The 12,446-nt window shown below is 69.1% G+C and carries 9 protein-coding genes; 2 read left to right on the top strand and 7 right to left on the bottom strand.

The genetic code is table 11. The features are described from left to right. Position 1 precedes the first annotated feature (1 nt). Genes ACWCRB_RS00700 through ACWCRB_RS00690 form a run of 3 tightly spaced genes read right to left on the bottom strand, consistent with a single transcriptional unit; the run spans position 2 to position 3,712 of the window. Positions 2-1,033, bottom strand: coding sequence for an ABC transporter permease (locus ACWCRB_RS00700; RefSeq protein ID WP_450993912.1), 1,032 nt, complete (start codon positions 1,031-1,033; stop codon positions 2-4). Next, positions 1,030-2,757 (bottom strand): ABC transporter substrate-binding protein, encoded by a 1,728-nt coding sequence (locus ACWCRB_RS00695; RefSeq protein ID WP_450993911.1) that lies wholly within the window; start codon positions 2,755-2,757, stop codon positions 1,030-1,032. Before ACWCRB_RS00695 ends, ACWCRB_RS00700 begins: the two co-directional genes overlap by 4 nt. Before the next feature lie 58 nt (positions 2,758-2,815). Next, the gene (locus ACWCRB_RS00690; RefSeq protein ID WP_450993910.1) at positions 2,816-3,712 is read right to left on the bottom strand and encodes a proline iminopeptidase-family hydrolase; all 897 of its coding nucleotides are present in this window, start codon (positions 3,710-3,712) and stop codon (positions 2,816-2,818) included. Positions 3,713-3,968: 256 nt separating this feature from the next. Here ACWCRB_RS00690 and ACWCRB_RS00685 point away from each other — a divergent pair, with 256 nt between their 5' ends. Beyond that, positions 3,969-4,739 carry a FadR/GntR family transcriptional regulator gene (locus tag ACWCRB_RS00685; protein WP_450993909.1) on the top strand — a complete coding sequence of 257 codons (771 nt, stop codon included), beginning with the start codon at positions 3,969-3,971 and terminating at the stop codon, positions 4,737-4,739. Between the two features lie 124 nt (positions 4,740-4,863). Here ACWCRB_RS00685 and ACWCRB_RS00680 read toward each other — a convergent pair whose 3' ends face one another. After that, positions 4,864-7,080 (bottom strand): NADP-dependent isocitrate dehydrogenase, encoded by a 2,217-nt coding sequence (locus tag ACWCRB_RS00680; RefSeq protein WP_450993908.1) that lies wholly within the window; start codon positions 7,078-7,080, stop codon positions 4,864-4,866. Positions 7,081-7,291: 211 nt separating this feature from the next. On the opposite strand from ACWCRB_RS00680, the gene ACWCRB_RS00675 reads away from it, so the two are divergent. Next, a complete protein-coding gene (locus ACWCRB_RS00675; RefSeq protein ID WP_450993907.1) occupies positions 7,292-8,854 on the top strand; it encodes a M1 family metallopeptidase in 1,563 nt (520 codons plus the stop codon). A 7-nt stretch (positions 8,855-8,861) separates the two neighbouring features. Here ACWCRB_RS00675 and ACWCRB_RS00670 read toward each other — a convergent pair whose 3' ends face one another. From ACWCRB_RS00670 to ACWCRB_RS00660, 3 genes are all read right to left on the bottom strand, one after another. Beyond that, complete coding sequence (locus ACWCRB_RS00670; protein ID WP_450993906.1) at positions 8,862-9,959, bottom strand: mechanosensitive ion channel family protein; 1,098 nt, start codon at positions 9,957-9,959, stop codon at positions 8,862-8,864. Positions 9,960-10,159: 200 nt separating this feature from the next. Next, positions 10,160-11,347 carry a GTP-binding protein gene (locus ACWCRB_RS00665; protein WP_450993905.1) on the bottom strand — a complete coding sequence of 396 codons (1,188 nt, stop codon included), beginning with the start codon at positions 11,345-11,347 and terminating at the stop codon, positions 10,160-10,162. 63 nt (positions 11,348-11,410) lie between these two features. Then, entirely contained in the window at positions 11,411-12,388 is a 978-nt protein-coding gene (locus tag ACWCRB_RS00660; RefSeq protein WP_450993904.1) for a lysylphosphatidylglycerol synthase transmembrane domain-containing protein, read from the bottom strand. Between the last annotated feature and the right edge of the window lie 58 nt (positions 12,389-12,446).

Here is a 12,446-nt window from a genome sequence, read left to right as displayed (position 1 = left end):
ATCACACCCCTCCCCGCAGCCGAGCGCTCGGGTCGAGGGCGTCGCGCACCCCGTCGCCGAGGACGTTGAGGGCCGCGGTCGTCAGTGCGATGAGCAGCCCGGGGGCGATCGTCACGGTCGGGCGGGTGTACAGCAGCCCGAGGCCGTCCTCGATGATCGTGCCCCAGCTGGCGTCGGGCGGCTGCACGCCGACCGACAGGAAGGACAGCGCCGACTCCGTGAGCATCGCGAGCGCGGTCATCAGCGGCAGGAACACGATCGCCGTGGGCAGCACGTTCGGCAGCACCTCCCGGCGCATCACGCGCAGCGCGGGCGCGCCCGACCCGATGGACGCCTGGATGAACTCCTTGTTCCGCAGCACCAGCACCTGCCCGCGCATCGGCCGGGCCACGTACGGAACGTAGATCGCCGCGATGATCACGACCGGCAGCCACAGACTCCCCGCCTCGACGGTGACCGGTCCGAGACTGAGTCCGTCGGTGAGGAGGACGACGGACAGACAGATGGCCAGCAGATACACCGGGAAGGCCCAAATGACGTCCAGGACACGGGAGATGACCGCGTCGACGACCCCGCCCGCATACCCGGCGACGACCCCGACGGCCGTACCGACGACACAGCACACCAGCGCGGCCAAGACCCCGATGAAGAGACTGGTACGACCGCCGTACAGCAGCCGCGCCATCACGTCCCGGCCCTGGTTGTCGGCGCCGAGGAAGTAGTGGCCGAAGTCCCAGGTGGGCCCGATGGGCGTCACACCGAGCCCGAGCCCGGTGGTGCTCGGGGTGAGCACCGGCACGGTCTTGCCGTCGACGACCGTGGTCCCGGAGACATGGGACTGGAACGGGTCGGTGTGCGCGATGTGGTCCGCGTACAGCGGGGCCAGCAGGGCCACCGTGACGACGGCGAGCAGGACGAGGGCCGCGGCCACCGCCGACCTGTTGCGCAACAGATCGGCGGTGGCGGTCCGCCAGGGGCCCGGCGAGCGTCGCCGGGCCTCGGCGGAGGCCAACTGGGCGGTTGCGCCGCTCACTTGACCCACAACTGCCCGACGAGCATGTAGAACTGCTTGCTGAACTGGTAGTTGCCGACCCGCTTCGACGTGAAGTCGATGATCTTCGGGTTGATCACCGGGACCACCGGGGACTCCGTCATGATGTCCTGGTCGATCGCCGCCCACTGCTGGTCGGCGGCCTTCTGGTCGGTCTGCCCGGTCTTCAGCGCGGTCTGCATCCGCGCGTCGATGCCCTTGTCGCAGAACCCGGAGATGTTGATGCTGGAGTCGCTGCCCGGGTGGAACGAGGCGCAGGACAGCAGCACGTTGAGGAAGTCGGAGGCCGCCGGATAGTCCTGGTACCAGGACGTCAGCGCCAACTGCACCTTGTTCTTGGTGTTCTGGATGTACGTGAACTGGATGTTCCCGGACAGCGGCTTGAGCGTCGCCTTGTAGCCGAGCTGGGTCAGCAGGCTCTGCAGATACTGCCCGATCGACTTGTTGACCTCGTCGTCCTGGACGACGATGCCGACCTCCTGACCGGCCGTCCCCGACTGCTTGATGAGCGCCTTCGCCTTGGCGAGGTCCGGCGCGGACCAGGTCTTCCCGCCGCCCTTGGTGTACTGGCACTTGTCGACGTGCCCCGGGAAGCCCGGCGGCAGGATCGTGCACGCGGGAGAGGCGAGGTTCTTGCCGCCGTACAGCCCGACCACCGCCTCCCGGTCGATCGCCCAGTTGATGGCCTGACGCGCCAACTTGTTGTTGAACGGGGCGGAGTTGACGTTCAGCGTGACGTACCAGAACGCGGTCAGTGGATTGACGTGCGCCTGGGAGGCGTACTGCGTTCCGATCTCGCTCAGCCGGTCGGCGGGCGGCGGGTCGTACATCCAGTCCGCCGAGCCGTTCTGCACGGCGGTCACCTCGGACTCGACGGTCTGCCCGAAGGTGTAGTCGACGTTGTCGGCGTAGGCCTGCGGCTGCGCCTCCCGCGACCACTCCTTGAAGTACGGGTTCCGCACCAGCTTCAGCGCCCGGTTCGGGTCGTACGAGGACGCCATGTACGGGCCGGTCGTCGGCAGCGGCTTCGTCCCCGCGTCCTTCGTCGGCGAGTCCTTCGGCAGCACACTGGCGTGCGGGACAGCCAGCTTGTACGGGAACTCCGGGTCCGGCGCGGTCAGGTTGACGGTGACCGTGCCGGCCGCCGAGTCACCGACGACACCCTTGGCGAGCGTGCAGGACGCGGGCGTCTTGAGACAGGCGTCCGCGCCGACGATGCCGTTGTAGAAGGTGCCGGCGGTGGGGCTGGACACCTTGAAGATCCGCTGGAAGGACGCCACCACGTCGTCCGTGGTCACCGCCTTGCCGGTGGAGAACTTGATGCCCTTGCGGAGGGTGAAGGTGTACGTCTTCCCGCCGTTGCTGACCACCGGCATGGCCGCCGCCAGATCGGGGACGACGGTGAACGACTGCTGCCCGCCGGTCTTCTTGAACGCCAGCAGACCGTCGTACATCGACTGGTACAACTGCCAGTACTGGAGCGTGTAGTTGACCTGCGGATCGAGGCTTCCGGCGGCCGCGTGGGCGACCAGCTTCAGGGTGCCGCCCTTGTGCGCGGGCTGGAAGGCGCTCGACTGGGCGCCGCCGGTGGCGGTCGAGGTCGGGTCGGACGAGCCGCCGTCGTCCGAGGACGAACAGGCGGTCGCGGTGAGGGCGAGGGCGGCGGTCACGGCGGCGAGAACGGTACGTCTGGTGGTCCGGGGCATCGGGGAACTCCCGTCGGTGGAGCGGGTGTCGAAGACGATGAAGGGTGAGGGGGGTGACTCAGTCGGTGGAGTCGAGGAAGTCGCCGACGACCTGGAGGTACAGCTCCTCCTCCTCGACGTGCGGCATATGGCTGGAGTACTCGAACATGTGCCAGCGCACATCGGGGATGTGATCGGCGAAGGGCCGCAGGGTGTCGGGCGTCGCCTCGTCGTAGCGGCCGGAGACCAGCAGGGTCGGCACGTCGATCAGATGCAGCCGGTCGACGACCGACCAGTCCTTCATGGTGCCGACGACATGGAACTCGTTCGGCCCGTTCATCGTGTGGTAGACGGTCGGGTCGGCCGCGATGTTGTCCCAGGTGGCCTGGACCTCGGCGGGCACCGGGACCGTACGGCACACATGGCGCTCGTAGAAGACCTGCTCGGCGGCCTGGTAGTCGGGGTGGTCGGTGGTCCCTGCGGCCTCGTGGGCGAGCAGGGTCTCCTGGACCTCGGGCGGCAGCGCGGCACGGAGTTCGGCGGCACCGGCCAGCCAAAGCTCCATGGAGGCGGGGGAGTTGGCGATGACCAGACCCCGCAGCCCCGACGGGCGACGCACGGCGTGCTCGGCGGCGAGCATGCCACCCCACGACTGGCCGAGCAGATGATAGCCGTCGGCGATGCCCAACTCCTTGAGCAGGTTGTCGAGTTCGTCGAGGAAGAGCTGGACGGTCCAGAAGTCGACGCCCTCGTCGGGCAGATGGGTGGACCGGCCGATGCCGAGCTGGTCGTAGTGGATCACCGGGCGGCCCTGCCGGGCGATGCCCGCGATGCGGAGCGTGTAGTCGTGTCCGGCGCCCGGGCCGCCGTGCAGGACCACCAGCGGTGTCCGGCCGGGTTCACCGGTGATCCGGTACCAGGTGGACCAGCCGTTGAAGTCGATGGTCCCGGTGTGGTTCGGTTCGGGGATCGCCACTGAAGAGCCTCCGGGGGCAGGCAGAATCGAGCCAGTCCATGTCTTAAATGGGTTGGTGTCTGTGGATGGCTGACATACTGTTTGGGTAAATGCTCAGTCCACAAGACCTTTTAAGGCCTTTTAGCGCGGGCCCGGCAGAAGTAACTGCGCGTTTACGCGCCCGGAACCCGCGCCCGACCGGGGAGGACCGCTGACCGTCGCACGAGAGCCACTGGAGCCATCCGAGCCGTCGGGCCACGCCGACGAGTTCTCGAGGGTGCTCGACCGTGCCCTGTCAGGGGCCGGCGCCCCCTCGCCCGAACTGCGCCCGGTGCGGGTGGCCTCGGCGGTCGACGAGGTCTCCGACCGGCTGCTCACCGCGATCGCCGTCGGCGACTTCCTGCCGGGGGAGCGGCTGCCGGTCGAGCGCGAGCTGATCACACTGCTCGGGGTGAGCCGCCCAACGGTGCGCGAGGCGGTCGGCCGGCTCCAGGCGGTCGGGGTCATCGAGATCCGGCGCGGCCGCAACGGCGGCGCCTACGTCCGAGACAGCTGGACCGAGTCCTCCGGCGCCGCCGTCCGGCGCACCCTGGTGCCGCGCTGGGCGGAACTGGAGCAACTCTTCGACCTGCGCGGGCTGGTGGAGGGCATGGTGGCGGCGACAGCGGCCAGGCGCCGACGCCCGGAGGACCTCGTACCCATGCGCGAGGCCCTGACGGCCTACCTCTCCGCAGGCGACCCGCGCGAGGAACACGCCGCCGACAGCGCCTTCCACCGCAGCATCTGCGACGCCACCCACAACCCCCAGATCGCGATGCTCAGCCGCGACCTACTGGCCCGCGCCAGCCTCGGCTTCCCGGTGGAGCCCTGGGGCAAGGGCGAGAGAACCCACTTCCACAGGGGCGGCGAGGACCACAAGGCCCTCTACGAGGCAATCGCCTCCGGCGACCCCGAGCGGGCGGAACAGATAGCCCGGGAACACTTCACGATCAGCGCGGACATGATCCGCGAGGTACTGGCCAGGGTCAGGGCCACACCTCCGACGTGAGGGCCTGCGAAAACGAACGGCCCGGTGGGGCGCCGGTGCGGCTCCCCGAGCCCCAAAGGGGCGCGGGGAACTGCGCGACAAGCCCCCACCGGGCCGCAGCAAACAAACTGCCGAACCAGCGGAGTTACAGCGTCGCCAACGTCGAGTTCCAAGTAGCAGAAGGCCGCATAACCGTCTTCGCCTTCTCGACGTCAGGCTGGTAGTACCCGCCAATGTCCGCAGGCTTGCCCTGAACGGCGATCAGCTCAGCGACAATCGCGTCCGCGTTGGCGGTCAGCGCCGACGCGAACGAGGCGAACGACTTCGCCAGCTCCGCGTCATCGCTCTGCGCGGCCAACTCCTGCGCCCAGTACAGCGACAGGAAGAAGTGGCTCCCCCGGTTGTCGATACCACCGACACGACGGGTCGGCGACTTGTCCTCGTTGAGGAAGGTCGCCGTCGCCCGGTCGAGCGTGTCGGCAAGAACCTGCGCACGCGCGTTACCGGTCGTCGTCGCGAGGTGCTCGAAGCTGGCCGCCAGCGCGAAGAACTCACCCAGGCTGTCCCACCGCAGGTAGTTCTCCTTCACGAGCTGCTGGACGTGCTTCGGCGCGGAGCCACCCGCACCCGTCTCGAACAGACCGCCGCCCGCCATCAGCGGGACGACCGACAGCATCTTGGCGCTGGTGCCCAGCTCCAGGATCGGGAACAGGTCGGTCAGGTAGTCACGCAGCACGTTGCCGGTCACCGAGATGGTGTTCTCGCCGCGGCGGATGCGCTCCACCGACAGCTTGGTGGCGTCGACCGGGTTGAGGATCCGGATGACCAGGCCCTCGGTGTCGTGCTCGTCCAGGTACGTGTTGACCTTGGCGATCAGGTTGGCGTCGTGCGCGCGGGTCTCGTCCAGCCAGAACACCGCCGGGTCGCCGGTGGCACGCGCACGCGTGACGGCCAGCTTCACCCAGTCCTTGATCGGCGCGTCCTTGGTCTGGCAGGCGCGGAAGATGTCACCGGCGGCGACGGCCTGCTCGATCACCACGTTGCCGGCCTGGTCGACGAGGCGGACCGTACCGGCGGCCGGGATCTCGAAGGTCTTGTCGTGGCTGCCGTACTCCTCGGCCTTCTGCGCCATCAGACCGACGTTCGGGACCGAGCCCATGGTCGACGGGTCGTAGGCGCCGTTGGCGCGGCAGTCGTCGATCGCGACCTGGTAGACACCGGCGTACGAGGAGTCCGGGAGGACCGCGAGGGTGTCGGCCTCGGCGCCGTCCGGGCCCCACATGTGGCCGGAGGTGCGGATCATGGCCGGCATCGACGCGTCGACGATGACGTCGGACGGCACGTGCAGGTTGGTGATGCCCTTGTCGGAGTCGACCATGGCCAGCGCCGGGCCCTCGGCCAGCTCGGCGTCGAAGGACGCCTTGATCGCGGCGCCGTCGGGGAGGGCCTCCAGGCCCTTGTAGATGCCGCCGAGACCGTCGTTCGGGGAGAGGCCGGCCGCGGCCAGCGTCTCGCCGTACTGCGCGAACGTCTTCGGGAAGAAGGCGCGCACGACGTGACCGAAGATGATCGGGTCGGAGACCTTCATCATCGTGGCCTTGAGGTGCACGGAGAACAGCACGCCCTCGGCCTTGGCGCGGGCGATCTGCGCGGTGAGGAACTCGCGCAGCGCGGCGACGTGCAGCACGGAGGCGTCGACGACCTCGTCCGCGAGGACGGGTACGGACTCGCGCAGGACGGTGGTCGAGCCGTCCTCGCCCACCAGCTCGATGCGCAGCGAACCGGCCTCGGAGATCACCGCGGACTTCTCGGTGGAGCGGAAGTCGTTCTGGCCCATCGTCGCCACGTTGGTCTTGGACTCGGGGGTCCAGGCGCCCATGCGGTGCGGGTGGGTCTTGGCGTAGTTCTTCACCGAGGCGGGGGCGCGGCGGTCGGAGTTGCCCTCGCGCAGCACCGGGTTCACGGCGGAACCCTTGATCTTGTCGTAGCGGGCGCGGATGTCGCGCTCCTCGTCCGACTTCGGGTCGTCCGGGTAGTCGGGCAGCGCGTAGCCCTGGCTCTGCAGCTCGGCGACGGCGGCCTTGAGCTGCGGGATGGACGCCGACACGTTCGGCAGCTTGATGATGTTCGCCTCGGGCGTCTTCGCCAGCTCGCCCAGCTCGGTGAGGGCGTCCGCGATGCGCTGGCCCTCCTCCAGGTACTCCGGGAAGACGGCGATGATGCGGCCGGCCAGCGAGATGTCCCGGGTCTCGACGTTCACCCCGGCCTGCGAGGCGTACGCCTGGATCACGGGCAGGAACGAGTGGGTCGCCAGGGCGGGCGCCTCGTCAGTGTGCGTGTAAATGATGGTCGAGTCAGTCACCGGGTGCTCCGCTCCACGTCTGCAACATTGCTCGACATCAAGATATCTCGTGATCGGGTCTCACTCGACAGCGGTCTGTACCGAACTCGATTGCAGTCCGTTCGGACAGGCGTGCAACCGATTCCGCCGATCTTGTGGTCTAGGTGGTAGACCCGCACACAAGATCCGGCGGCCGGCCTTGACCACCCGGCCGCCCGAGCGAAAGCGAATCATGAGATATCGCACCAGACTGACGGCACCGGCGGCTGTTCTGCTCGGCACGGCCGCGGCGACGACCCTGGCTCCCTCGGCCCACGCGGCGTCCGGGGGGACTACAAAGGGGGCTTCCGGGGGAAGCGCCTCCCCGGGTCCCGAGACCCTCGGTGACCCCGTCTACCCGAGCCTCGGGAACGACGGCTACCGCGTCTCCTCCTACCACCTCGACCTCGCGTACGACGCCACGACCAAGCTCGTCGACGGCAAGGCGACCCTGCGCATCCGCACCACCCAGGCCCTGAGCCGGCTCTCCCTCGACTCCCTCGGCCTGGACATCCGCTCCGTCCGCGTCGACGGCCACACGGCCACGTACGAGCAGGTCGACGAGAAGCTGAGGATCACGCCCGCCCGTACGCTGCGGGAGGGCGCCTGGGCGACGGTCTGTGTCGAGTACGGCGCCGACCCGCGCCGTGTCCTGAGCCACACCGCCTGGGTCGCCACCCCCGACGGCTTCGCGGTGTGCCCGCAGCCCAACTCCGCGCACACCGTCTTCCCGTGCAACGACCACCCGGCCGACAAGGCCGACTTCACCTTCCGCCTCACCGTCCCGAACGGCCTGCGCGGAGTCGCCAGCGGCGCCCTCGTCCGTACGGAGAGCCTGAGCGGCGACCGGACCGCGTACACCTACCGCTCGCGCTCGCCGATCGCCACCGAGATCGTGCAGATCACCGTCGGCGACTACGTGATCAAGGACCGCCAGGGACCGCATGGGCTGCCGCTGCGGGACGTCGTCCCGGTCGCGCGCGCCGAGGCCCTCGAACCGGCGCTGGCGCTCACCCCGAACCTGGTGGCGTGGGTCGAACAGCGGCTGGGCGCCTACCCGTTCGAGACGTACGGTCTGCTGCCGTGCAACTCCGACGACCCGGCCGCCTTCGACTTCACGGGCCTGGAGACGCAGACCCTCACGCTCTACAAGCCGAACTACCTCCTCCAGGAGGAGAGGTTCATCGGCTCGCACATGATGCACGAGCTGGTCCACTCCTACTTCGGCAACAGCGTCAGCCCCGGCACCTGGGCCGACCTGTGGATCAACGAGGGCCACGCCGACTTCTACGGGCTGCTCTACCGCTACGAGCGCGGCTGGGCCGACTCCATCGGGCTGACCACCATGGAAGCCCGGATGAAGAACACCTACGCGCGCGGCGACCAGTGGCGCCACGACTCCGGGCCGGTCGCGGCGCCCAACGAGGCCAACCTCTTCGACAGTCAGCGCTATCTGGGCGGCGTCCTCGTCCTCTACGCGCTGCGCCAGCTCGTCGGCGAGACCACCTTCACCGCGATCGAGCGCACCTTCCTCGACCGCTACCGCAATGCCTCGGCGACGACCGAGAACTACATCTCGGTCGCCTCCGAGGTCTCCGGCCAGGACCTCTCCGGCTTCCTGCGGGACTGGCTGTACGGCACGACGACACCGCGGATGCCCGGTCACCCGGACTGGACGGTCACCCCGGTGACCACGTCACTCGCGCCGCGCAACCGCACGGCGGCCGGTCACCACGACAACTCGGCGACCCTCTGACCCACCCTCAGTCGAGCCGGGCCGAGGACATCTCGCCCGGCTCGACCTCGGTGCCGCGCTGCTGCGGGATCACCACCGCACCCTGCTGCAACGCCACCGTGCGGGTGGGCGCCGGGATCCGGATGCCCTCCGCGCGGTAGCGCTTGTGCAGGCGCTTGATGAACTCGTGCTTGATCCGGAACTGGTCGCTGAACTCGCCGACGCCCAGGATGACGGTGAACCCGATCCGCGAGTCGCCGAAGGTGTGGAACCGGACGAGCGGCTCGTGGTCGGGGACGGCGCCGGTGATCCCGGTCATCACCTCGGCGACGACCTCGATGGTCACCTTCTCGACGTGCTCCAGGTCGCTGTCGTACGCCACCCCGGCCTGGACCAGGATCGTCAGCATCTGCTCGGGACGCATGAAGTTGGTCATGTTCGTCTTGGCGAGTTCCCCGTTGGGGATCACGACCAGGTTGTTGGAGAGGTTGCGGACCGTCGTCTGCCGCCAGTTGATGTCCTCGACATACCCCTCCTCGCCGCTGCTCAGCCGGATGTAGTCACCGGGCTGGACGGTCTTCGAGGCGAGGATGTGGATGCCCGCGAAGAGGTTGGCGAGGGTGTCCTGGAGGGCGAGCGCGACGGCCAGACCGCCGACTCCCAGGGCGGTGAGCATCGGCGCTATGGAGACGCCCAGCGTCTGCAGCACGACCAGGAAGCCCAGGGCCAGGATGACGACCCTGATGATGTTGACGAAGATCGTCGCCGATCCGGCGACCGCCGACCTGGACTGGGTGACCGTCCGCACCAGGGTGCTGACCACTCTGGCGACCGTCAGCGTCGTGACGCCGATCAGCAGCACGGTCAGCGTCTGGTTGACATTGTGTCCGACGGTCTTGGTCAGCGGCAGCGCCGCGGCGGCCACCGCCACGCCGGCGGTGACCGCCGACCAGGGCACCACCGTGCGCACCGCGTCCACGATGACGTCGTCCCCGCTCCAGCGGGTGCGGTCCGCGTGCCTGCCCAGCCAGCGCAGCAGCATCCGCAGCAGGAAGGCCGCCAGCAGGCCCACGGCCACGGCGATGCCCGCGACGACCAGATCGTCCACGGTGAGTTCTCGCTTCACCGGTCACCTCCGAGGAGTGGATCTGCGGCGCCTCGCGCCACCGACGGCCGGATGTGAAGTCTCGTCACGTGCCACCTGTTCGAAACGTCTTGAGAATGCGATCAAAGTCCGGACGTCTGTGCGAGTCCGGTGATCACTCATCCTGCCGCATCCGAACGACCGCTCGGCACCGTGCGGTGCGGAACCCGCCATCGAGCAGCTCAGACGGGGAGCGCATCGCAGACGTCCGCAGGGTGCACCTCCCATGCGGGGAAGGGGTCCTCGTACGCAGTGTGTGCCAAGTCACCTGCGTACACGGCCAGTTCCGCCTCCGTCAACAGGCAGCGCGAAAGCGCCAGTCGCAGCGACTGGCGGCGAAGATCGGTGCCGATGAACACCAACTCCTGGCCCTGTACGGGGGATTCGCCGCCCGCCGCCAGGGGTTCGAAGCGGGCCACCGAACCCGCCTGCGACCACAGTCCTGTCGTGCCGGGACGGGAGGCGAGGGTGAAGAAGCCCTTGGAGCGCAGCACTTGGCCGTATTCGCCCGCGTTGAGCGGGCCGGTGAGGAGGTCCCAGAGGCGGCCGGGGTGGAAGGGGCGCGGGTCGCGCAGGACGAGCGAGGAGATGCCGTACTCCTCCGTCTCCGGGACATGGTCGCCGTTCAACTCGGCCACCCAGCCCGGGGCTTGCTCGGCCTTCTCCAGGTCGAACAGGCCGGTGCCGAGGACTTCGGCGGCATCGATCGTGCCACGGACCGTACGGTGCACACGGGCGGCCGGATTGAGGCGCCGCAGGGTCGCCTCCAGGCGGTCCGCCGTCTCCCCGGGGACCAGGTCCGTCTTGTTGAGGAGGATGACGTCGGCGAACTCGATCTGGTCGACGAGGAGATCGCTCACCGTGCGCTCGTCGCCCTCGACCGGAGTGATCCCGCGTTCCAGCAGGTCGTCGCCGCGGTCCAGTTCGGGCAGGAAGTTCACCGCGTCCACGACCGTGACCATGGTGTCCAGGCGGGAGATGTCCAGCAGGCTCGCGCCGTCGTCGCGGCCGAAGGCGAACGTGGCCGCGACCGGCATGGGTTCCGAGATTCCGGACGATTCGATGAGCAGGTAGTCGAAGCGGCCGGCGCGGGCCAGCTTCTCGACCTCCTCCAGGAGATCGTCCCGCAGGGTGCAGCAGATGCAGCCGTTGGTCATCTCGACCAGCCGCTCCTCCGTACGGGAGAGGGTGCCGCCGTCCCGGACGAGGGACGCGTCGATGTTGATCTCGCTCATGTCGTTCACGATGACCGCGACCCGCAGGCCCTGACGGTTGCCGAGAAGGTGGTTGAGCAGCGTCGTCTTTCCGGCGCCGAGAAAGCCGGAGAGCACGGTCACGGGCAGCCGGGGGCCGGCGGAAGTGGTGGGCATGTCTCCGCACGCTAGCTTATTGGAAACCATTTTCACAAACGGTCCCGGGTGTCGGCTCGGGTGTCAGATCACCTTGAGCCGCACCAGCGCCCCCAGCGTCAACGCCCCCGGCAGCAGCGGCACCCAGACGGTGATGATCCGGAACGCCAGCACCACCGCCGTGGCGACGGTCACCGGTGCGCCCACCGCGACCAGGGCCACGATCAGCGCCGCCTCGACCGAGCCGATACCGCCGGGCGTCGGGATCAGCGCCACGGCGACCGTCGCCGCGAGGTAGGCGAGCGCCATGTGCCAGGGCGGCACCGGCAGCCCCAACGCCATGCCCACGGCAGCCAGTCCGGCGGCCTGCAACGCCGGGAACGCCAGCGAACCGCCCCACAGCGCCAGCGCCCGCGACGGCCGCATGTGCACGGAACGGGCCTCGCCGAGCGCCGTGCGCAGGAAGGAGAGCGCGGCCGTACGCAGCCGGCGTACGCAGGCCAGCGCGCCCGCCGCCACCAGCAGGACCACGCAGATGCCGATGAGCAGCGGGCCGAGTGCCGAGTCGGGGACGAGGCCGCCGAGTTTCAGGGCGTGCGGGAACGCGATCAGCAGGGCGGCCAGCAGGCCCAGCCGGCCGACGACCTCCGCCAGCAGATACAGGGCGAGCGCCGCCGAGGAACGGGCCAGCGGCAGACCGCACACCGTCATGAACCGTAGATTCACCGCGCTCGCGCCGAGTCCCGTCGGCAGCAGATGGTTGGCCGAGCCCGCCGCGAACTGTGTGGCGAGCAGCCGCAGCCTGGGCAGCCGCTCGACGACGGCACCCTGTCGGCTGACGGCGGCGGCCACCCAGGTCAGGCAGGTCGCGCAGGCCGCAGCGAGCAGCCAGGGCCACTTGGCCGTCGCCAGATGTCCGAAGCCCGCGGCGAGCACGTCCCGGTGACGCACCGCCACCACGGCGACGAGAACGAGGGGGAGCAGGCACAGGATCTGGCGCACCGGTATGCGCCGACGCCGGGGCGGAGCGGGGGAGGACGGGGAGGGGGAAACCGCAGTCACGTTCGGAGAGGTTTTCCGCACCGCACCAACATCGGGTTGCGGGAGCACGACCTGGGGC

This window comes from Streptomyces sp. NPDC002156, assembly GCF_053593675.1.
The sequence above is the reverse complement of the archived record's forward strand: the minus strand, read 5'-3'. Positions and strand labels throughout refer to the sequence as shown.

Coding starts and splice junctions, on each gene's coding strand:
- ACWCRB_RS00695 (WP_450993911.1), bottom strand. CDS start 2,757: ATGCCCCGGACCACCAGACGTACCGTTCTCGCCGCCGTGACCGCCGCC.
- ACWCRB_RS00665 (WP_450993905.1), bottom strand. CDS start 11,347: ATGCCCACCACTTCCGCCGGCCCCCGGCTGCCCGTGACCGTGCTCTCC.
- ACWCRB_RS00675 (WP_450993907.1), top strand. CDS start 7,292: ATGAGATATCGCACCAGACTGACGGCACCGGCGGCTGTTCTGCTCGGC.